The organism is Vallitalea longa (assembly GCF_027923465.1).
GTDB classification, from domain to species: domain Bacteria; phylum Bacillota; class Clostridia; order Lachnospirales; family Vallitaleaceae; genus Vallitalea; species Vallitalea longa.
Genome location: NZ_BRLB01000012.1, coordinates 145,003 through 167,997 on the forward strand (window position 1 = coordinate 145,003; position 22,995 = coordinate 167,997).

Genomic DNA, 22,995 nt, shown 5'->3' on the forward strand with positions numbered 1-22,995 from the left:
AACAAAATAAATATAAATATAAATATCAGTATTCTTTTTAATTTGGTCATATGTTCACCCCATTGAAGCAATATAATATAAAAATTAGTATAATTCAAAAAGATTATCATGTCAAATGTTGTTGATTAAAAAACATAAGAATAAATAAATTTTATACAATAAATCTATTATACTCTCATAAAATTTTAATAAGAGAGTTTATGAGGGGGAGTATAATGGATAATAATCAAAAAGTGGATGATAGATTAAATTTAGCTGTTGATTTGACAAGTGATGAGAGATTATATACGACGGACCTTAATGTTGGTTATAATGAAGAAGCTAATACGTGGGAACTTATTGTTAAATATAATGGGCAGATTATAGATATTCCTGAAATTGTTGCACTTACAGAAGATATTGAACAGCTTACAATGGATTATGCTATTGTAACAATAAAAGAAGAGAACATTGATATGTTCGCATCATTTCCAGAGATTGAATATGTTGAAAAACCAAGTAGCTTATTTTTTAATTTAGAAACTAGTCTTAGAGCTGCATGCATAACTTCTGTTCAAAATGTTTTTCCAAGATTAAAAGGTAAAGGAGTATTATTGGGAATAATAGATTCAGGAATAGACTATTCACACCCTGATTTCAGAAATGAGGATGGAACGACACGGATAATATCTATATGGGATCAATCTATAGCGGGCAATCCACCTAAAGGTTTTAGTGAAGGTACGGAGTATACTTCGGAACAAATAAATGAAGCTCTGACAAAAACAAACAAATTTGAAAGATTGGAGATAGTTCCTTCTGATGATTTTTTAGGACATGGAACACATGTAGCAGGTATAGCAGGAGGAAACGGAAGAGCAAGTAATAGGCAATATATAGGGGTTGCCCCTGAAGCAGAATTTATTATTGTTAAATTAGGTAGAAGAGGTCAAGAATCTTTTCCTAGTACGACAGAAATCATGAGAGCAATAGTTTATGTCATTAATAAAGCAGAAGAATTAGGAAGGCCTGTTTCCATTAATCTGAGTTTCGGTAATAATTATGGACCACATGACGGCAAATCTTTATTTGAAACATTTATAGATAATATGGCCAGTGAATGGAAAAATGTTATATCTGTTGGTTCTGGCAATGAAGGAAGTACCGCTCTTCATACTAGTGGTTCATTAAATGAAGGGGAAGAGAAGGAAATAGAGATAGCAATTTTTACAGGTGAACCGAATATTACTATACAACTTTGGAAAGCATATTCTGATGCTATCAATATTTCGATAACAGCACCTAATGGTGTATCATCTGGTTTTGTAACGCCAATATTAGGTAAACAACAATTTAATCTAGACAGGACTAAAGTTTTATTGTATTATGGAGAGCCGTCACCATTTAATCTGGATCAACAGATATATATAGAATTGATACCTCAAGCAGGTAGATATATAACTGATGGAATATGGAAAATAACCCTGCAGGCAGATACAATTGTATCTGGTAATTATGATATGTGGTTGCCTGGTTCCGTTGGCAAAGATACGAAGTTTTTACAACCCACTGTAGATACCACATTAACTATGCCATCTACAGCAAATAAAGTAATAACGGTAGGTGCTTATGACCCTGCAACTGGAAGTCTTGCACCATTTTCAGGAAGAGGTTATACAAGAAGATCTAATACAATTACTGTAAAACCAGATTTAGTTGCTCCAGGAGTTAATATTGTTTCAACTTTTCCTGGTGGAGGTTATGACTCTCTTAGTGGAACTAGTATGGCAACTCCATTTGTAACGGGGGCAGCTGCTTTATTAATGGAATGGGGAATTGTGAAAGGTAATGATCCTTATTTATATGGGGAAAAGGTAAAATCATATTTACAGAGGTCAGCTAATAGAAATGAAGATTTGTTTGATTATCCCAATAATATGTGGGGATACGGTACTCTTTGCTTGGCCAATGTTTTTAAAGATATAACAACAGTAGAGATCAATGAATATATAAAACAAACTGATATTATAAATAAAGAAATAGATGATAGAAGTAGTATAGAGGAATGTAAAAAGGCAGTAATGTCTGAAGAATATTTTGATTTATTAATAGAGTATGAATCTATAGAAGACATCTACGAAAGATATAACCCTCAGTGTATTCAAATATTAGATGATCAGTATGCAATTGTACATATTTATATCGGAGATGATTGCAGAGGTATTATTGATAAGGTTAATCTAAGTGAGATACCACATTGTTTTGGACCATATGCGATAAGTGCATTGGAAGATGCAGGAATATTATCATTCCACACCCAACCTTATGTACCTCTAAGAGGTAAAGGAGTCATTATAGGTATTATAGATTCTGGTATTGATTATACTGATAAAATATTTAGATATGAAGATAATACTACAAAAATACTTAGCATATGGGACCAGACCATAGAAGGTTCGCCACCAGAGGGCTTTGTATTTGGTACAGAATATACAGAAGAAGATATAAATAATGCTATACAAGTTGATGATCCTTTTTCAATTGTACCTACTGTAGATAATACAGGACATGGGACATTTTTAGCAGGAATGGCAGCAGGACGAGAAGATAGAGATAATAATTTTGTAGGAGCGGCTCCAGATGCTTCATTGATAGTAGTAAAATTGAAAAAGGCAAAAAAATGTCTGAGGGATTTTTACTTGATTGAAGATAGTGTAGAAAGTGTGTATCAAAGTACGGATGTCATATTAGCAGCTAAATATATCAGGGAATTATCATCAAGACTTCAAATGCCTTTATCAATCATTATAGGACTTGGCAGTAACCAAGGAGCTCATGATGGAAGTTCTATTACAGAAGGTTATTTAACATCTATAGCAAGAAGAATAGGAAATACTGTAACAGTAGCTGTTGGAAATGAGAGTAATTTGGCACATCATTATAGAGGTCAATTTGAAGAGGAAGATGAATATAAGAATGTTGAGATAAAAGTACCCCCTAACGAGCCTGGATTTACTTTTAACATATGGAGTAATGCTCCTGATAAAATCTCAATCTCAATTACTTCACCTACGGGAGAATTTATAGATAGAATACCAGCTACTTTAGCTAAGACAGAAGAGATTAAATTCCTACTTGAAAAGACAGTAATATATGTAGAATACCAATTATCAGAAGGTAGAACCGGAGATGAAGTCATATTTGTAAGAATGCAAGAACCTACAGAAGGTATTTGGACTATTACCGTTTATGGAGACCTGATAGTAAATGGAAGAATAGATGTTTGGATACCTAGAAAAGGGTGGGTAGAAGAAGAAACACAATTCTTACTGCCAGATCCATTTACAACAATTACAGACCCATCATCAGGTATAGGACTTTTATCAGTAGGAGCATATGATCATAGATCTGGTAGTTTGTATCTATCATCAGGAAGAGGATTGACAAGGGATGAAGTTCTAAAACCAGATTTGGTTGCTCCTGGTGTTGGTGTTGTTGGTCCGTTACCAGATAATACATACGGACCAATGGTAGGAACGAGCATAAGTGCTGCAATAACAGGAGGAGCAGCAGCATTATTACTGGAATGGGGAATAATTAAGGGGAATGATCCTACTATGGATACTGGTAAGGTAAGAAATTATTTGATTAGGGGAGCTAAGAGAAAAAGATCCATCAAATATCCAAATAGCGAATGGGGGTATGGAGAGCTTGATCTTCTTGGGGCTTTTCGAGCTATTAGGGGAAGTTGATAAAAAATGATTAATATTTTGTAATTATTATGGTATAATATGAATGATATAATTTTTTTAACAAGTAAGTGATAAGGATTATAATGCTTATATTCTATGTCCAAATAGATATCAAGTATTATAATCCATTAATTTTACAACTCGACTTTTACTATAATCCAATGAAATTATAGTAAATTGCATGGATTGGAGTAGACGAATGAAAAGGTTATTTATGATAGTAATGATAATAACTATAACAGTTGTATTTTCTGGATGTAGTTCTAATAAAGATGCTATTAAGATAAATCAGGAGGGATACAAATATTATTCACAGGGGGAGTATAAACAAGCTCTTGAAAAATATAATGAAGCTATAGAGAAATACCCTGATTTTTCCACATCATATGCTAATAGAGCCATACTCTATTTTGAATTGGGAGATCATGAAGAATCTTTAGCAGATATAGATAAAGCGATAAGTATTAATGATAAGGATGCTGTAGCATATAGTAATAGAGGATATATTAATCTTGCTCTTGGAGAAACAACAAAGGCAATAGAAGATTTGGATAAAGCAATAGAACTAAAAAAATATTTTGATGATGAAGAATCACTAGCATTGACATATACAACTAGAGGTACGGCATATGGATTGATTGGAGATTATGAAGAAGGAATAGAGTCTTTAGATAAAGCATTGAAAATAAATAAAAATGATAAAACAATATATAATGCAAAAGGAATATTATACAAAGATTGGGGTAAATATGAAGAGGCCCTAGAAAGTTATGATGAAGCTCTATCAATAGATTCATCCTATGCTTATGCATATGCTAATAGAGCATTTGTCTTCTTCATTAAGGAAGAATATGATAAAGCATTAGCTGATGTAAATACAGCTATAGATATTAATCCTTTGATACCACAGGCATATAATACACAAGCACTTATTTATAGTAAAAAAGGTGATAGCGATACTGCTATACAGATATATGATTTTCTTTTGAGTAAGTGGAATAATTATGCAGATGCATATATTGGAAGAGGTAATGAATATTTCAACAAAAAAGAATATGGTCAAGCTCTAATTAATTATTCTGTAGCAGCTGATTATGGAAATAAAGATGCACTAGCCCAAAAAGGGTATCTTCATGAATACTTAGACCAAAATGAAGAAGCTGTAGAAGCTTTTAAAGAATATTTGGAGTCAAAACCTAATAATTATACTATCATCATAGAGATAGGTGATTTATATCAAAAATTAGAAGAATATGATAAATCTATAGAATATTATGATCAAGCAATAAAGATAAAACCTGATATATATCAAAGCTATTTCAAGAAAGGTTTGTCTTTAGAATACTTAGAAAAATATGAGGAGGCGCTTGAAATGTTCAATAAAGTTCTAGAAATTGATGAAAAGCAGGTAGATGCAAAAAATGAAATTGAATTAATTGATAAGAAACTAAAAAGGTAGATCAACAACCTATCCCTTAGTTTCTATAGGAGGAATTAGTAATGCCAGAGAAGCACTTTGAAATTGAAAAGGAATATGTGGATAGAGTAATTCTAGTTGGTGTAGCTACCAGGGAAAATGAATCTTATATAATTGAATCACTTGATGAACTTCAAGAGTTAGCTACAACTGCTGGAGCGATAACTCTAGAAAAAGTTATACAAAACAGAGAAAGTGTTCATCCAGGAACTTACTTGGGAAAAGGAAAAATAGATGAAATAAAAAGCCTAATCCATGAATTGGATGCCAGCGGAATAATAAGTGACGACGAATTATCCCCTGCTCAATTAAAGAATCTAGAAGATGCTTTAGAAGTAAAGATAATGGATAGAACCATGTTAATTCTAGATATTTTTGCTAAAAGAGCTCAGACGAGAGAGGGTATAATTCAAGTTGAATTAGCACAGCTTCAATACAGATTGTCAAGATTAGCTGGTATAGGAACGACTTTATCAAGACTTGGTGGTGGTATAGGTACAAGAGGACCAGGGGAAAAAAAATTAGAAACTGATAGACGGCATATAAGAAATAGTATAACCCAGCTAAAAAAAGAATTGCAAGATGTCAAGAATCACAGAGATCTAATTAGAGAAAGAAGAAAGAAACAAGGAAAAGTCAAGATAGCGATTGTTGGGTATACTAATGCAGGAAAATCAACATTATTGAATAAAGTAACAGATGCAGAGGTTTTATCAGAAGATAAATTATTTGCTACACTTGATCCTACAACTAGGCAATTAGTATTGCCTAACAAAACAGAAGTTTTATTAACAGATACTGTAGGTTTCATTAGAAAGTTACCGCATCATCTTATAAAAGCGTTTCATTCTACATTAGAAGAGGCTGTTGTAGCAGATATTTTAATTCATGTTGTCGATAGTTCTAATCCTCAGGCCGAAAGTCATATAAAAGTTGTTTATGAAACCTTAGAAGAGTTAGGTGCTACTGGTAAAACTGTAATAACGATTTTCAATAAAATAGATAAGCCAGAAAGTAATAAATATCTTCAAGATAATAATGCATATAAAACACTAAGGGTTTCTGTAAAAGAAGGAATCGGATTAGATGAACTATTAGATGTAATAGAAAAAAGAATTCAGCAAGACAAGAAATTCATAAAAGGAATAATTCCATATGATAATGGAAATCTATTAAATCAGATACGTACTACAGGACAAATAATTAATGAAGAATATAAAAATGAAGGTACTTATATAGAAGCTTATGTGGATTCAAAAACTTATGGGGAAATAAACAAAAATGAGACTAAATTACTAATATAAATTTAATTGCTAAAAAATCAACCACCAAATATTGTGACAAGATATAATTCGATTTACAATATTGGTGGTTTTAATTGGCAAAAAGGACTTATTTCTATCAATGAGTATTGTAAAATATAGCAGAAAACTACATATATCATAGTATTTATAGCCTATTCGCATATACTACATATAGTGTTTTTTGAATTAAGTAGATACATTATGTAGTGTTTTTCGTGTTGACTACTATGGGCATATATGGTATATTATTATTAATTCGCAAGAGAGAGGAGACTAGCAATGTTTGACGTTGTTAAAAGAGATGGTAAAATAAGTAAATTTGATTTCATCAAGATTAAGGAAGCTATTACAAAAGCATTTAAGGCTACCGATAAGAATTATACAGAAGAAATACTTGATATTTTAGTGCTAAGAGTTACATCTGATTTCCAAAATAAAATTAAAGATTCAAAAATCACAGTTGAGGATGTACAAGATAGTGTGGAGAAAGTTCTAGAACAAACAGGTTATACAGATGTAGCAAAAGCTTATATATTATATAGAAAACAAAGAGAAAAAATAAGAAATATGAAATCCACAATACTTGACTATAAAGAAATAGTCAATAGTTATGTTAAGGAAGAAGACTGGAGGGTAAAAGAAAACTCGACAGTAACATATTCTGTAGGTGGACTTATATTACATAACTCAGGCGCAATAACAGCTAATTACTGGTTATCTGAAATATATGATGAAGAAATTGCAAAATCTCACAGAAGTGGAGATATACATATTCATGACTTATCTATGTTAACAGGATATTGTGCAGGGTGGTCATTAAAACAATTAATTCAAGATGGTCTTGGTGGTGTTCCAGGAAAAATTACATCTTCTCCAGCAAGTCATTTATCTACTCTTTGCAATCAAATGGTTAATTTCCTAGGAATAATGCAAAATGAGTGGGCAGGTGCACAGGCATTCTCTTCTTTCGATACATATTTAGCTCCTTTCGTTAAAGTTGATAGTCTTACATATAAAGAAACAAAACAATGTATTCAATCATTTGTTTTTGGTGTAAATACTCCAAGTAGATGGGGAACTCAATCTCCATTCTCTAATATTACACTTGATTGGATAGTACCTAATGACCTTGGAGGTTTACCTGCTATAGTTTCAGGTGAAGAACAAGAATTTACATATGGTGAGTGTCAAAAAGAAATGGATATGATTAACAAGGCATTTATTGAGATTATGATAGAAGGAGATGCCAATGGAAGAGGTTTCCAATATCCTATTCCAACATATTCCATAACAAAAGATTTTAATTGGGATGAAACAGAAAACAATAAATTGTTATTTGAAATGACTGCAAAATATGGAACTCCATATTTCAGTAATTATGTAAATAGTGATATGGAACCAAGCGATATAAGAAGTATGTGTTGCAGATTAAGACTTGATCTAAGAGAACTTAGAAAGAAACAAGGTGGATATTTCGGTTCTGGAGAAAGCACTGGTTCAGTTGGTGTTGTTACTATTAATATGCCAAGAATAGCTTATCTATCTAATAATGAAGAAGAATTCTATCAGAGATTGGATAAGATGATGGATATATCAGCACGCTCACTTAAGATTAAAAGGCAAGTAATAACTAAGTTATTGGTTGAAGGACTATATCCATATACTAAGAAGTATCTTGGTAACTTTGAGAGCCATTTTTCAACTATAGGTTTAGTTGGAATGAATGAAGCTACTCTCAATGCTAAATGGATTAATGGAGATATAACTAAAGAAGATGCTAGAAAGTTTGCTCTTAACGTACTAGATCATATGAGAAATAGACTTTCAGATTATCAAGAACAATATGGTGATTTATATAATTTAGAAGCTACACCAGCAGAATCAACAAGTTATAGATTAGCGAAACATGATATAATGAAATATGGTGATATAATAACATCAGGAAAAGAAGGAGAAACTCCTTATTATACCAACAGTACCCATTTACCTGTTAACTATACAGCAGATGTGTTTGATGCTCTTGATATGCAGGATGAATTCCAGAACAAATATACATCAGGAACTGTATTCCATGCATTCTTAGGAGAAAAACTACCTGATTGGAAGGCAGCAGCTCAATTAGTTAAGACAATTGCTGAGAATTATACTTTGCCTTATTACACAATTTCACCTACATATTCTGTGTGTAAATCACATGGATATATCGCAGGAGAAAAATACACATGTCCAGAGTGTGGAGCAACAACAGAAGTTTATAGTAGAATCACTGGATATTATAGACCGGTACAACATTGGAATGATGGTAAAGCACAGGAATTTAAAGATAGAAAAGAATATAAGCCTGAGGAGTCAATGCTAAAAGTAGTTCATACTGATTCAAAGACCCATGAAGAGGTTGCAGTAACATGTGATACAGATAATGATGCAGAGAAATTATTGTTCACTACAAAAACATGTCCTAATTGTCATATTGCAAAGCAATATTTAGAGAATAAAAGTGTTAAGATAATTGATGCTGAAGAACATGCAGAACTTGCAATGAAATATAAAATAAGAACAGCACCAACACTTATTGTTATTGATGAGGATAATGTTAATATATATATGGGGTTATCTGATATTAAGAAGTATGCTGAGAATGATAAATTAGAGGCTTAATTATATATTGATCTATATAAAGTCAAAGATTGGCAGGATAATGATTCTGCCAATTTTTTAGATTTTAGTTATGTTATGGTGGACAAGTAGTGATATATAATGTAAGATATAACAAGATTAAATTGACTGTATAGTTAAGAAAGGATCGTGAAGTTGCATGAGTATAGCAGATAAGATATTTATTGATATGTGTAGAGATATAATAGATAACGGATATAGTTCACAAGGACAAGAAGTAAGACCTAGGTGGAATGACGGGACACCAGCCCATACAATCAAGAGATTTGGAATAGTTAATCGTTATAATTTAGCTAAGGAATTTCCTGTTATCACATTAAGACCTACATATCTAAAGTCAGCTGTAGATGAAATTCTATGGATATGGCAGAGAAAATCCAATAATATACATGATTTGAAAAGTAAGATATGGGATAGTTGGGCTGATGAGAATGGTTCTATTGGTAAAGCTTATGGATATCAGTTAGGTATTAAACACAAATATAGTGAGGGAGAATTTGACCAGGTTGACCGTGTATTATATGACCTTAAAAATAATCCTAGTAGTAGAAGAATTATGACTAACATATATAATCATCAAGATCTTCATGAAATGAATTTATATCCTTGTGCGTATAGTGTAACTTTTAATGTGACAGGCAATAAACTTAATGCTATACTTAATCAACGTTCTAATGACGTATTAGTAGCTAATAACTGGAATGTTGTTCAGTATGCTGTTCTAGTTCATATGTTTGCTCAGGTATCAGGTCTAGAAGTTGGCGAATTGGTTCATGTCATTGCAGATGCTCATATTTATGATAGACATATACCATTAGTTGAAGAATTGATCACTAGAGAAAGCTACGATGCGCCTAAGTTAATTATAAATCCTGATGTAAAAGATTTTTATGATTTTACTACTGATGATTTCAAATTAGAGAATTATAAAAAAGGTGAGCAGATAAAAAATATTCAAGTAGCTGTGTAAATTGTTTATAACAGTTAATAGGATGTGGATAAAATTTATAATATGAGGGGGATTGTGGATGAATTTAATTGTTGCTGTGGATAATAATTGGGCAGTAGGATATAAAGGTGGATTACTTACATATCTTCCCGGTGATTTACCTTATTTCAAAGAGAAAACCATGAATAAAGTAGTTGTTATGGGTAGAAAGACTTTGGAGTCGTTACCAAAAGGTAAACCTTTAAAAGGAAGAAAGAATGTTATATTAACAAGAGATAAGAATTTTAGTTGTGAAAATACAGTGATTTGTCATAGTAAAGATGAAGTTATTGAATATATTAGACAATTTGAAGCTGAGGATGTATTAGTAATAGGTGGAGCAGAAATTTATAATTTGTTTATGAATAGCTGTAAGAAAGCTTATGTAACTAGAATATATAGTGAACTTCCTGCTGACAAGTACATTAATAATATGGATGAGCTTGAGAATTGGGGTATTACTTGGAAAAGTGATATTAATGTACATGAGGGAATAGAGTATCAGTGGACTTTGTATGAAAATAGGGAAATGTGATATTATTGATGTGTGGTAATAAGTCGGTATAAAGTGTTACAATCATTTGCCTTACCCAAAAAGCGGTCGGTCTGCGTGATTGTAACACTTTATACCTCTTTCATGAAAAAGAGATTTAGAAGAGCATAGGGTATGTGGAAATGATATTAGTTTGCAGTACAAAAGATTTACATTAATTTAATAATATTTTATAAGTTTAGTTAGTTATAGTGTTACTTGACAGAGGTAGTTGAGTAATACTATTTCTTTCTTATAAGTAGGATTGAGGATATTAGTATACCTGCGCTTATTATTATGAAGGTGTAGTTTGAAAGTATTTCTGAGATATATCCGAAGGCAATATTACCTACGGGTATTAGTATTCCTACAAGTGTAAAATTTACAGCGAATACCCTTCCTAGATATTTTTCGTCACAGTACAATTGAAGGTAAGTGAAAAACAATACATTGAATTTAGCTAAGAAGTATCCGAATAAGAATACTGATAGCATTAAGGCATATGGATGACTAATGGCTGCTATTAATAGGCTAAGGGCTTGAGGTATTGTTGTTTTTATTATGTCAATAGGGTCTACTTCTTTGTTTTTAGATAAATAAACTGCAAGTGAAGCAATAATGGCTCCAGCCGCTTCAAAGCTTAGGGCAATACCATATAACTTAGGGTCATTTAGTACGACATTGCTATAATATGGTAGTAAAACATCGTATCCTGATAAGAATAGATTGGTTATCATAGCGAATATAATTAGTTTGAATATTGTTGTATGTGATTTTAGGTAATAAAACCCTTCTTTTATGTTGACAAATAAATCTTTGAATGAAGATTTTGTGTCAGCTTTATTATAAGTATAATCTATAAACATCTCACTTATAGATGATAACAAGAAGCTTGCACTATTAATTATGAATAGTGTTTTTATTGTTATGAAGTTTAGTGTTAATAAATAAGCGGTTAGTGCAGGTGCAATGATTTTAATTAATTCTGAGAGATTAGTTAAAACGGCATTTGTTTTTTTTAGTGTTTCTCTTGATATAATAGCAGGAATCAATGCTCTTAATGAAGGAGAAAACATAGCGTTGCATATTGATAATGTTATGTTGACTACTAATATTAAAGGTATGTATATTTTAGATACATCTACACATAATGCGAATATCAAACAAACCACAGCACTAATGAAATCAGTTATAACAATAATACGCTTTTTATTTTTATTATCTGCCAAATAGCCTGCTACGAAATTAAATAGTAGCAAGGGAATATAAGTAACAGCACTAATCCAGCCTAATAAAGATGCGTTTCGGCTAACGGATATCAACCAACTGTTTAGAGCTATTCTTTGTATGTTATTTCCCATTTTGGATACTGCATTTCCGCTTACTAAGAGAATATTATTTTTGTATTTCATCTGTTATCACTCCAAATTATTTTTTTTGATTCTAAAGTTCTAGCATTTATATATGTAATATTAATTATAGTTTCTATACGGTCTATGAGCAAAGGAATTATGTTGAATAATACTTCTTGATAACTTGAATTAATAAGGAAAATATTATATACTTTCACTATAGTTGGTGAATACATTATTAAATCATTTGTTTAAGGAGATATTAATATATGGAAGGTACAGTTAAGGTGTTTGGTAAAGAGATAGAATATGATTTTTTATCAGGTTGGATTAAGTACAATAGATTACAAAAGGAATATTCTCAAGAAGCTCTGGCATATGGAATTTGTTCTAAGAGTCATTTGAGCTATTTTGAAAACGGTAAGAAAACGTTAAGAGGAGAAATAATTGAAGATTTACTTAGGAAATTAGGTATTGATAGTATAGCTGAAGTAGAGAATATAGGAAATCTAAGACAGAAATTTTATGCCATGATGTTGATGATTGAGACATTTGATTATGAAGAAGCAACTAATATATACGATGAATTACAACAAATGGAGGGTGCCATAAAAATGTCTCCCTATAACATTGAATATAAGATTTATCAATTATTATATAAAGTTTTTGTTCTAAAAGAAGAATACAGCGTACTAAAATATGAAATAAGCAATATTGACAAAATATATAATTCACTAACAAGTAAATTAAAATATATTTTTTTGTTAGTTTCAGGAAATCTAGTATACAATTATGTAAGACATGATGAAGGTATTAAAATACTGGAAAAAGCTATTGAGATTAAAGAAACTTCTTGGATTAATTATATATTAGGTCGCAATTATTGTTTCAATTATCGACAGATAGAAGGGATTTATAGACTTGAGAAAGCATTAGAAACTTATGAAAGAAATGGCTACTATAAAAATGTTATGTGGTGTCACAATTATATAGGGGTATGTCATTGTTTTCTAAAAAATTATATAAAAGGTGAAAAATATCTTATTTCAGCACTCAACGGAGCAAAATATTTTGATATAAAAAAAATCTATTGGAATATATATACTAATTTATCGTATCTATATGCTAATATAGGTGAATATGAAAAATCAATGTATTATAGCAGAAAAGGAATAAACACCAACAATCATCCGTTACTTCCAGCGTACAACTATGCAGAAGTATGTTATAAATTAAATAGATTGGATGAAGTACAGAAAATATTCAATAAATATCTTACAGAAGAATATAAAGATGATGTTTATTATAATCTGTTGGAATTTCTAGAACTCAGAATATATCATATAGACGAAGAAATATTTTATATAAGGACAAAAGAGATATTAGATTATTATGAAGAAGTTAATAAAATAGATCTAACTATAGATTTGAAGTTAGGATTGATAAATCATCTGGAAAGTAGAAGAAAATATAAGGAAGCTAATAAAATATATAAGAACCTATTAAAAATGTATAATAAGGTTTCATTTATAGAATAAATATATTATTTGATTTTGCATAGCTTAATGGAAAATCTGGATTTAAGTATTGCATTTTTTTAGTTTTGTATTTCTAACAAAGAAAGCTATACTTCCAGTGAGCCTTAGTATTGCAACAAGAATTAATGTAAAATATATGGATGTCATATCTTTTAACCAAACGCTAAAAAGTGGTGCTATAGTTGCAGATATATTAATGAAGATACTATATATCGCAATATATATGGTTCTATTTTTATCTGGAGTGACTTCTAATAGGAGATTCAAAAGAATAAGTATCGTACCAGCTGTAGAAATCCCTGCAATTATGTTGAAGAATACCAATTGTAGCATTGTATCTGATAATACATATAATATTGGAGTAATGGACATGCCAAGTGTAGCTAAAGCCAGACCAAAGCTATTTCCCTTTTTATCAGCGAATTTTGCCCATATAGTCGATGTAATGATTGAACAGGCTCCACTTACTATTGTCATTATACTCAGCCATGATTCATTAGCACCTAATATTTTTATTTGGTAAATACTGAATAAAGGCCAGCCCATCTGCCATCCGAAATGAAACATAAGGGAACATATCATAAAAGTAATCAGTTTTTTATGTTTTGGTATATCTTTGAATGTTTGAAGGAACAGTGTAAAATATTTTTCTTTTACGATTTCTTCTTTATCTTGTCTGTTCTTAAATCTACGTAACATAATTAATTCCAGAATTCCAAAGATGAAGGCGATAAAAAAGAATATTTGGTACATGGTAATGGTTTGAGCAGGTGTTTTTGGTATTAAAGTAAGTGCTTGACCTGATAAAAATGATATTATTAATCTTATAGCATCAGAATACCTGTTTCTTAGACTCATTGCTCTTCCTCTATTACGAGGTGTGAATATATCTCCCATTGAAGATTGATAACCCATTATAGCTATAGAGCCAGGAAAATTCATAAAACCAATAAGTAATACAAATAATAATGGCTTATTAACAGTGCCTAGAAATGGTACTATAACAATTAACAAATATATTAATTTTTGAGCAAGTAAAAACTTACCTGTAATTTTTGTTTTACTTTTAGCTGATTCAATTATAAGTGCACCTGGTAAAAAAGCAAAGACACTTAATAAAGCAGGTAGAGAGTTTATTAATGCAAAGTGATAATCATTTCCACCTAATCTTTCAGCGAACTTTGCAAAATAAGGTTTTACTAGATTGATTGATACTGAAAATGCAATACCATTATATATATTAATTTTAATATTATAGTCGGTAATACTCTTTTTCTTACTTCTATTAAGAAACATAATATACGTCCTTTATGTAAAATTATATTTTGTAAAATTCTATTCTATAATTACCTAAAAATTTTTACAAGGCTTGATTTCATTATTTGTTTTATAACGTTACAAGTTTGATTGTAAATCCAATATAATAAAAAGTCAATACTGTAAATATCATGTGAGAGTGGACATACAACTTAAATAATGTCAAAAGGAGCTTTCTTGTATTAATATTTTATAGGCTAACTTATTTACTTAACATTAATGAAAATATAAATTATTATATGTATGGATTTAATATAATTACAAATAATATAAGAGAATATAATTTTTATAAGAGGTGTTAAAAAAATGACTAGAAAAATATTTATCTGGGAGTTTGTAGGATTAATAGGTGTTCTGATTTTATGGACTATATTGCATAATTCTTATCAGAATACTAGGATAATGAGTTTATCGTTGATTTCAGCAGTAAATGAAAGCATATGGGAACATGTTAAGATTGTTTTTTTCTCTTTGTTTACATTATATATTGTAGAAGCGTTTTTCATAGCTAGATATTGTAAAAATTTTTGGTATGGTAAAATGATGGGGTTATTAACAGTGATAGTTACAACATTAATCTTATTTTATGTATTGACAAGCATTGGATTAACATTTGCTACAGCTGATATTATAGCTGGTATAGTGGGATTTGTATCAGCGCAAATAATAAGTTATAGAATATTAAAATCAGAAGTCAATCATTCTAACTACGAAAGAATATATATGTCTTTAATAGTAATATTGATAGTACCATTTTTTGTATTTACATTTTATCCTATCAAATCAGATTTATTTAAAGATATAATCACTAATGCTTATGGTATATTTAGGTAAAATATTAGTATTAAGATTATATACTAATACAACCAAATTCAACACAAATCATCAATATATTCAATATTGTTACAAAAAATATAAAATTTTGTGGACAAATACTTTAATATAATTTATAATTATTTATAGTAGTATTAAGTATGAGATTTGTTAGGACATATATTACTATTAATGAAATGATTTTTTCAAAACTTTGGGGGGGATATATCAATATTTGTAATGCTGTTTTAATTAATTATTTAATATTAATTTGACTTATAAGCTTGCAAAAGGCTTATTTTTTTATTGAATAAGAAAGTTCTACTTTCTATTTTATTTGAAATCTTTTATGAGGCATTGCCTCTTTTGTTTTGCCTAAATGTAATATGATATTTTTAAAATATTCATTGATATGATTCATTACAATAATATATGGAGTTGGTATTATGGAAAGAAAAACAGATGGGGCAGTAACAGTCTTTTTAAGTTGTATATTGTTAATAATGATTGTATTTTCATGTACAATTATTGATTATACACGAATCAGGGTAGTAAAGTTACAATCGCTTAGGGCGTTGAATAACGCTACTAATTCAATTCTATCTAATTACGATTCACAAGTATCAGATGAATATGGAATATTTATGTTAGAAAAAGATGACTATGCAGATAAGATAGAAAACTATGTCAATGCATCTTTAATACCCAATCAAAATTTACCTGAAATGAACAAAATATATCAAATATTATATCCAGAAAATAGTAAAAAATTTTTTAATTTATATGATTACAAGCTGAATGTTACTAATATAAAACCATCAAATAGTATTATAGATAAGAATACAGATTACACTAAATTACAAATATTGGAATATATGAAGTACAGAGCTCCATTAATGTCGATAGAGCCATTTCTGGAGAAACTGCAATTAGTTTCAAAAGCATCAAAAACAACTAATCTACTAAAGGAGAAAATGAAAATTACTAAAAAGGTTTCTGATATAGATAATAAATATAGAGAACTTGAAAGACTGATTGATGGACTTGACATTAGTGAAAAAGGCTACATTAGTTATGAGGATTATTTTGTTAAAGGAATATTGGCTGATAGTAGCAATTCCAAGTCAATGTGTTTTAATGAAATAAATAATAGTAATGTCAGAAGCATTCTACAAGATACTGTAATTGATATTAATGATAATATTGATGATATCATTAAATGTATGAATAGGATAGACGATAATAAATATTCTTTAGTCAATACATATAAACATCTCTATAATGCTAATGAATATATTAGTGATATATTAGAGGATGAATATTTAAGCGAAACAGATTATGAAAAATTAGATGACTGGAAAGATAGAAGAGATGATTTAAGAGATTCTTTTGAAGGTGAATTGGAAGATATTGAGGATTACAAGAATAATATTGATGATTGTATATCTCATATTATTGATTTAGAGTATTATTTAGATAAAAATAATGAAGCGATTGATGTAATAGAGGAGATTGAAGATAAGGGAGATAAAGTAAAAGATTCCATAGATAATTTAGAAAATGATATTAAGAAAAACAAAGATGAAGTAATAGAATCCACCACTATCGCTATAAAAGATGAATTGCAAGATCTAAAGGGTAAATTAGCCATATCAAATGAAAAAGGTGAAGAATATAATCTTGTCAACAATCTATATGCTATAAAAGATGAGTTAGAAAATAATATTGAAGTATTGCACGATACTATTCCATATACCAAAAGACTGAAAAACGAAAATAAGAATCTAGTAAATGATATAATTTATAACGGATTTGATAGCTATGAAGAAGATATGATAGATTCATTTTTAGGTGAAGTAAGATCATCAAGCAATCTGCTTCGTAATCAAAATAGCTACACAAAGAGAAATCATGACTATACAAGTAATATGGAAGATATATTAAATGATATAAAAAACAGTTTGAACAATAAATATTCGACTATGAATATGGTTTTTAATTATGGAGATATGAAAACTTTATCAAAAAATGAAATCGATAGAGTTGATTTACGGGATGAAGTAAAGGAAAACACTCAAAATATTGAGTTTAACAACAAAGCTACTGATGTTAGCGAAAAAATAGACAAAACTAATTTACCCTCTGTTATTAGTAAAAACAAGGACTATATAAATCTAATATCAGATGAAAATGCTGACTTCTATAATAAATCTAGTGGTAATTATGTAGATAAATCATTAAGTGTGTTTGCAGAAATAGGTGATAAATTAAAAAATGCAGCATATGACCTTAGAGATGAAATTTACATAAATGAATATATATTAGGAGATTTTAGTACAGCTACAGATAATCTAACCAATTCTATGCCTTTAACACTAAGCAATTATTCTAAAGAAGATCACTTCCTGAATAATGAAGTTGAGTATATATTAAGAGGCAGTTTAAATGAAAATACTAATTTGAAACATGTATCAAATACTATATTGGGCATGAGATTCGTAATGAATTATATCCATATTATAACCAATTCAACTAAAAGGACTTTAGTAATGGGTATAGCAACTGCTATTGCAGGATGGTGGACTTTTGGATTAGGAACATACATTGTAGCAGCACTGATTATGGCAGCTTGGAGTTATGCGGAGTCATGTGTCGATGTTAGATATCTATTAAAAGGGGAAGAAATACCTTTTATTAAAACAAGTGGGGATTGGTATACGAGCATAGAAGGTATCAGTAATGGAATCATCGATAAAGCATCAGATGAAGTATGTGATATATCTATGCAGTTGATTAATAAAGCATCTACTGGCTTGAAGAATAATATATCTACCTTGACCAATAAATTAGATGAAGATGTCAGGGAATATGCAGAAGGTAAATTATCACAAGTGCTAAATGATGCTAGTAGAACATTAAAATATTCAATAGATGAAGTTGATGATACAATAGATTCAGTTATTAATAATGCATTTAACAATATTAGAGAAAAAATAAGTGAAAGACCAAAATCTAGTGATTATAGTAATACTATATTTAGTGGTCTCATTAATGATGTCATAGATACTATATATACTCAATATGAAGACAGAGTCAGTACTGCTTCTTATTCACAAGTAATCAATATTAAAAAAGAGATAATCAAAAAATTTGGTGATAAGATAGATAATGTAAAACAAAAAATTATTAATGGAGTAACTGGAGAATTAAGTGGTGTCAATAGTGTGATTGAATCAGAATTAAAAAAGGTTGTTGATAAGACATCGCGTAGATACAAAGAAATAACCAAAAAACAGATTAACCAAATTGCATATAAAGTAAGAAACAAAACCTCTAACAATATAAATTCAGCTTTAGATGATGTATTAAATGTAGAAGGTAAGGGTTCTAAAATAAAATCCTTGATGCCATCATTTTCTTATAATGATTATCTTAGACTTATGTTATTAATAGGTGTTGATGATGATAAAAAACTATATAGGGTATTGGATCTGATACAATTTAATCTTCAAAAAAGTAGAAATGATAATAATCTAAATCTAACTAATTATATATCTGGCTATGATGTGTCGGCAGAAGTAACAGTCAATTATTTGTTTTTTGATTTGCCATTTATGCCAAATAAAGCCAAAAGATTAGGTAAGAAAGGTTATACATTCAATATCAATACTTTAATGGCATATTAATAAAGAAAAGAGGTATTAATATGAAGAAGGTAAAAGGATCTTTAACTGTAGAAGCAGCATTGGTTTTACCCATATTCTTGATGGCTATATTATCTATCATGTATATTATGAAGATAATATATATACATGAAAATATTCAGCAAAGTCTATCGGAAACCGCTAATGAACTAGCAACCTATTCTTATATACTGGATAAAAGTAAAATATTAGGAGCACAACAGGAAATATATCAAAATGCCAGTAGGAATTCAAGTAGCGGTAAAAATATGTATAATCGGTTAGAGGATTTATTTAAATCAATTGAAGGTGGAAATTCTTATACATATGAAGAAAAAAAACTTGATACTACTTTTGTTCATACATCCAATACCAGTGATTTGAATAGTAACATAGATAATTTTTTAGGTATTATCACTAAGATCAAAGGTATAATGAAAGACAATGCAGAAACAGCTTATGGAAGTCTATACGAAATGGTTGATTCATTGGATTCCGTTTTAAATAGTGTTAAAAAGACAATGGTCAGTGGTTCTTTATGTGAGGGTATATCTGTAGCCAATAACTATGTAGGAACTAAGATTGCTGAAAAAATACTAGATAACTATATTACAGATGAGCAATACGAACGATGGTATATAGTTGGAGGCAAAAAAGGTATGAACTTCAGGCATTCAAAATTCATGTTGGATAATCAAGACATTGATTTAGTAGTTAAATATAGAATAAACATACCAATGCCTTTTCCTGGAATCAGAAACATACCAATGACCCAGAGGGTAAAAGTAAGAGGGTGGACAGGCAATGGTGGCGATCATAATGAATGTATGGAAGAACAAAAAGTATCATCACAAAACTATGAGGAACTTACAGATGAGACTATAGTTTATTGTGTGAAAAATAGTAATGTGTATCATAAATATCTAACTTGTGTTAATAATGTTACTATCCCTGAAATATATGATAGAAGTAAGCACAAACACAAATTATGTGAACGCTGTTCCAAAAATGTAGATATGAGTAAAATCAAATTTGTCTATCATACACCTAGTGGAGAGGTATATCATGTTGATTCTTCATGTACACAGATTCATTCAGATATTATTGAAATGACTAAAAAAGAGGCTGAAGAATCAGGTAGGCACTTATGTAAAAATTGTATAAGAACAATGGAAAGGTTGGAATAAATATGGAAGTAGCTATTATTATATTAGGATTGTTACTGGGAACATTCACTTCTTGCTATGTACTGGATATTAATTTAAAGACCTTAATCAAATTCAATAAACGGCTAAAAATCAAGTGCTTGATAATAAGTATAGCAATGGCTATAGTTTCTTTCTTTATCTATTGTCAATATGGCTATTCAAATCATTTTATAGCAGTTTTATTGACATCATGGTTTCTGATTAGTGTGAGTATAAGTGATTGGAAAGATAAACAGATACCAGTAGACATATTGATAATTACAGATGTACTGGGAGTCATATTACTGTTTTTTAATCCTAATGTGGAATTGATTCATTCAATGATCGGTTTTTTTGGAGTTGGAGGTTTTGTTTTACTGATTTCAATTATAACAAGAAAAGCTATAGGTATGGGGGATGCTATAGTCATTGGAACAATCGGATTAATCTTAGGATATAAAATGGCATTAACTGTACTTGTTTATTCTTTAGTTCTGGTTGGTCTTATAGGTTTGGTGTTAATGACCATTGGAAAAGTCAATAGAAAAACCCAATTACCTATGGTTCCGTTTATACTCACTGTTTTTATGGTAATACTCATTATATGATAATCTATAAATGTATGAAAAGAGATAAGGTGAATAGTATGAATAATAAGTTAGAAGGTAGCTTAACCGTAGAAGCTGCACTTATTTTCCCGATAATTTTCTTTACGGTCATATGTATTATATACATAGGTATCTATCTGTATGATGTAACTAGTTTAGAAGCTATCGTTAATGAAACATCAGGCAGATATCAGTTGGCATATACTAAAAAAATTGATTTCGATACAGGTAAAGCATTGTCCAGTGAAAGTAGAATAGATGAAGGGATATATTGGAGGTTGGCATATGATAGAAGCCTTAACGATAATGCAGAAGCTTACATAAAAAAACAAATCAAAGAGCGTTTGATAATGAATGAAGAAGATATTTATACTGCAATAAAGCTAAAGAATTATGTATTGAAGAAATACATTACTATTACTGTTGAGAAAGATTTCAATACACCATTTGTCATAATAAATAATTTATTGAGAATCAATGATTCAGGGCTGAATATGTGCGTGAATTCGAAAGTACTTGTTAATGAACCTTGTGAATTAATTAGAAATATAGATATGATAGATGATATGACAGATTATGTTCCTGCAATAAGCAATGTAAAAGATAAGTATGATGATAAAGTAAATGATATAATAGAATTTTTTAATAATCTCTAATGATGGTATGTTATAATATGTTGTAGAATAATATAGATAGTCGATATGTCCAAATTGAGATGAGACAAATAAAAGGAATGATTAGTTAAGTCATGAAAACCAAAGCAAAAGAAATACTAAAGAAATTATACGGATATGATAATTATAAGAAGGGTCAGGAAGATGCAATAAACAGTATACTCGATAAAAAGGATACTGTAATCATTATGCCTACTGGTGGTGGTAAATCGATATGTTATCAGATACCAGCACTTATATTTGAAGGTATAACTATGGTAATATCTCCTCTGATATCATTGATGAAAGACCAAGTAGATAGTTTGAAGGCTACAGGAATTGATGCTACTTTTATTAATAGTACATTATCGTATGAAGATATTCAATATAGGTTGCATGCAATAGAAGAAGGAAAATATAAAATAGTATATATCGCACCTGAGAGATTGGAAACCGATGCTATAAACCGGTTAGCCAGAAGAAACAAGATATCTTTTATTGCTGTTGATGAAGCTCATTGTATTTCACAATGGGGACATGATTTCAGACCTAGTTATATGAATATCAATAATTTTATAGATAATCTGGAAAACAGACCAGTAATAGCAGCATTGACTGCCACTGCAACTAGAAAAGTGGAGCAGGATATAATAGAAAGATTAGAGTTAGTCAAGCCTAGTATCTATAGAAATGGTTACGATAGAGAGAACCTCAATTTCACAGTACTAAAAGGTGTAAATAAAAATAATTTCGTTATAGATTATGCTAATAAACATAAAGGTGAGTCAGGAATTATATATGTCGGAACGAGAAAAGATACCGAAAATTTATGTAGGCTCTTGATAAGAAATAATATTAATGCAGGTTTATATCATGGTGGAATGACTGCCAATGAGAGAAAAGAAAACCAAGACAGATTTCTATATGATGATATTGATGTTATGGTAGCAACTAATGCATTTGGAATGGGAATAGATAAATCTAATGTCAGGTACGTTATACACTATAACATGCCTGAGAATATTGAGGCATATTATCAGGAAGCAGGACGTGCAGGAAGAGATTCATTACAGTCTAAGTGCATTTTGCTTTTTAGTGCAGGAGATGTACAACTTAGGAAATTTCTTATTGATAAG

Annotated in this window: 15 protein-coding genes; 13 read left to right on the forward strand and 2 right to left on the reverse strand. The window is 29.9% G+C overall.

Annotated features, from left to right (window positions below; all coding sequences use genetic code 11):
• Window positions 1–215: 215 nt before the first annotated feature.
• The 6 genes from QMG30_RS25005 to QMG30_RS17260 all read left to right on the forward strand — a co-directional run bounded on the left by QMG30_RS25005 (window position 216) and on the right by QMG30_RS17260 (window position 10,711).
• Window positions 216–3,731, forward strand: a complete 3,516-nt coding sequence (locus QMG30_RS25005; RefSeq protein ID WP_309298653.1) for a S8 family peptidase — start codon at window positions 216–218, stop codon at window positions 3,729–3,731.
• A 199-nt stretch (window positions 3,732–3,930) separates the two neighbouring features.
• Window positions 3,931–5,190, forward strand: a complete 1,260-nt coding sequence (locus QMG30_RS17240; protein WP_281817503.1) for a tetratricopeptide repeat protein — start codon at window positions 3,931–3,933, stop codon at window positions 5,188–5,190.
• 41 nt (window positions 5,191–5,231) lie between these two features.
• A complete protein-coding gene (gene hflX, locus QMG30_RS17245) occupies window positions 5,232–6,512 on the forward strand; it encodes a GTPase HflX (RefSeq protein WP_281817504.1) in 1,281 nt (426 codons plus the stop codon).
• Between the two features lie 279 nt (window positions 6,513–6,791).
• Window positions 6,792–9,170: a ribonucleoside triphosphate reductase gene (locus tag QMG30_RS17250; protein ID WP_281817506.1), complete on the forward strand. Its 2,379-nt coding sequence runs from the start codon at window positions 6,792–6,794 to the stop codon at window positions 9,168–9,170.
• Between the two features lie 157 nt (window positions 9,171–9,327).
• Window positions 9,328–10,158 (forward strand): thymidylate synthase, encoded by an 831-nt coding sequence (gene thyA / locus QMG30_RS17255; RefSeq protein WP_281817508.1) that lies wholly within the window; start codon window positions 9,328–9,330, stop codon window positions 10,156–10,158.
• A 58-nt stretch (window positions 10,159–10,216) separates the two neighbouring features.
• Window positions 10,217–10,711 (forward strand): dihydrofolate reductase, encoded by a 495-nt coding sequence (locus tag QMG30_RS17260; protein WP_281817509.1) that lies wholly within the window; start codon window positions 10,217–10,219, stop codon window positions 10,709–10,711.
• Window positions 10,712–10,950: 239 nt separating this feature from the next.
• On the opposite strand, the gene QMG30_RS17265 is transcribed toward QMG30_RS17260, so the two are convergent.
• The gene (locus tag QMG30_RS17265) at window positions 10,951–12,120 is read right to left on the reverse strand and encodes an MFS transporter (protein WP_281817510.1); all 1,170 of its coding nucleotides are present in this window, start codon (window positions 12,118–12,120) and stop codon (window positions 10,951–10,953) included.
• Window positions 12,121–12,329: 209 nt separating this feature from the next.
• On the opposite strand from QMG30_RS17265, the gene QMG30_RS17270 reads away from it, so the two are divergent.
• A complete protein-coding gene (locus QMG30_RS17270; RefSeq protein ID WP_281817511.1) occupies window positions 12,330–13,598 on the forward strand; it encodes a helix-turn-helix domain-containing protein in 1,269 nt (422 codons plus the stop codon).
• A gap of 42 nt (window positions 13,599–13,640) precedes the next feature.
• On the opposite strand, the gene QMG30_RS17275 is transcribed toward QMG30_RS17270, so the two are convergent.
• Window positions 13,641–14,894: an MFS transporter gene (locus QMG30_RS17275; protein ID WP_281817512.1), complete on the reverse strand. Its 1,254-nt coding sequence runs from the start codon at window positions 14,892–14,894 to the stop codon at window positions 13,641–13,643.
• A gap of 327 nt (window positions 14,895–15,221) precedes the next feature.
• Between QMG30_RS17275 and QMG30_RS17280 the strand changes: the two genes are divergently transcribed.
• From QMG30_RS17280 to QMG30_RS17305, 6 genes are all read left to right on the forward strand, one after another.
• Window positions 15,222–15,749, forward strand: coding sequence for a DUF6512 family protein (locus tag QMG30_RS17280; RefSeq protein WP_281817513.1), 528 nt, complete (start codon window positions 15,222–15,224; stop codon window positions 15,747–15,749).
• Window positions 15,750–16,174: 425 nt separating this feature from the next.
• On the forward strand, window positions 16,175–19,414 hold the full coding sequence (locus tag QMG30_RS17285) for a DUF5702 domain-containing protein (protein WP_281817515.1): 3,240 nt from the start codon (window positions 16,175–16,177) through the stop codon (window positions 19,412–19,414).
• A gap of 20 nt (window positions 19,415–19,434) precedes the next feature.
• Window positions 19,435–20,598 (forward strand): TadE/TadG family type IV pilus assembly protein, encoded by a 1,164-nt coding sequence (locus QMG30_RS17290; protein WP_281817516.1) that lies wholly within the window; start codon window positions 19,435–19,437, stop codon window positions 20,596–20,598.
• Window positions 20,599–20,600: 2 nt separating this feature from the next.
• Entirely contained in the window at window positions 20,601–21,206 is a 606-nt protein-coding gene (locus tag QMG30_RS17295; RefSeq protein ID WP_281817517.1) for an A24 family peptidase, read from the forward strand.
• A 38-nt stretch (window positions 21,207–21,244) separates the two neighbouring features.
• The gene (locus QMG30_RS17300) at window positions 21,245–21,862 is read left to right on the forward strand and encodes a TadE/TadG family type IV pilus assembly protein (RefSeq protein WP_281817518.1); all 618 of its coding nucleotides are present in this window, start codon (window positions 21,245–21,247) and stop codon (window positions 21,860–21,862) included.
• 92 nt (window positions 21,863–21,954) lie between these two features.
• A partial coding sequence (locus tag QMG30_RS17305; protein WP_281817519.1) for a RecQ family ATP-dependent DNA helicase occupies window positions 21,955–22,995 on the forward strand: 1,041 nt, incomplete at its 3' end.

Excerpts from the sequence above, each read along its gene's own strand:
- QMG30_RS17295 (WP_281817517.1), top strand. The coding sequence starts at position 20,601 with ATGGAAGTAGCTATTATTATATTAGGATTGTTACTGGGAACATTCACT.
- hflX (WP_281817504.1), top strand. The coding sequence starts at position 5,232 with ATGCCAGAGAAGCACTTTGAAATTGAAAAGGAATATGTGGATAGAGTA.
- QMG30_RS17260 (WP_281817509.1), top strand. The coding sequence starts at position 10,217 with ATGAATTTAATTGTTGCTGTGGATAATAATTGGGCAGTAGGATATAAA.
- QMG30_RS17265 (WP_281817510.1), bottom strand. The coding sequence starts at position 12,120 with ATGAAATACAAAAATAATATTCTCTTAGTAAGCGGAAATGCAGTATCC.
- QMG30_RS17240 (WP_281817503.1), top strand. The coding sequence starts at position 3,931 with ATGAAAAGGTTATTTATGATAGTAATGATAATAACTATAACAGTTGTA.
- QMG30_RS17270 (WP_281817511.1), top strand. The coding sequence starts at position 12,330 with ATGGAAGGTACAGTTAAGGTGTTTGGTAAAGAGATAGAATATGATTTT.
- QMG30_RS17250 (WP_281817506.1), top strand. The coding sequence starts at position 6,792 with ATGTTTGACGTTGTTAAAAGAGATGGTAAAATAAGTAAATTTGATTTC.
- QMG30_RS17280 (WP_281817513.1), top strand. The coding sequence starts at position 15,222 with ATGACTAGAAAAATATTTATCTGGGAGTTTGTAGGATTAATAGGTGTT.
- QMG30_RS17300 (WP_281817518.1), top strand. The coding sequence starts at position 21,245 with ATGAATAATAAGTTAGAAGGTAGCTTAACCGTAGAAGCTGCACTTATT.
- QMG30_RS17275 (WP_281817512.1), bottom strand. The coding sequence starts at position 14,894 with ATGTTTCTTAATAGAAGTAAGAAAAAGAGTATTACCGACTATAATATT.
- thyA (WP_281817508.1), top strand. The coding sequence starts at position 9,328 with ATGAGTATAGCAGATAAGATATTTATTGATATGTGTAGAGATATAATA.
- QMG30_RS25005 (WP_309298653.1), top strand. The coding sequence starts at position 216 with ATGGATAATAATCAAAAAGTGGATGATAGATTAAATTTAGCTGTTGAT.
- QMG30_RS17290 (WP_281817516.1), top strand. The coding sequence starts at position 19,435 with ATGAAGAAGGTAAAAGGATCTTTAACTGTAGAAGCAGCATTGGTTTTA.
- QMG30_RS17285 (WP_281817515.1), top strand. The coding sequence starts at position 16,175 with ATGGAAAGAAAAACAGATGGGGCAGTAACAGTCTTTTTAAGTTGTATA.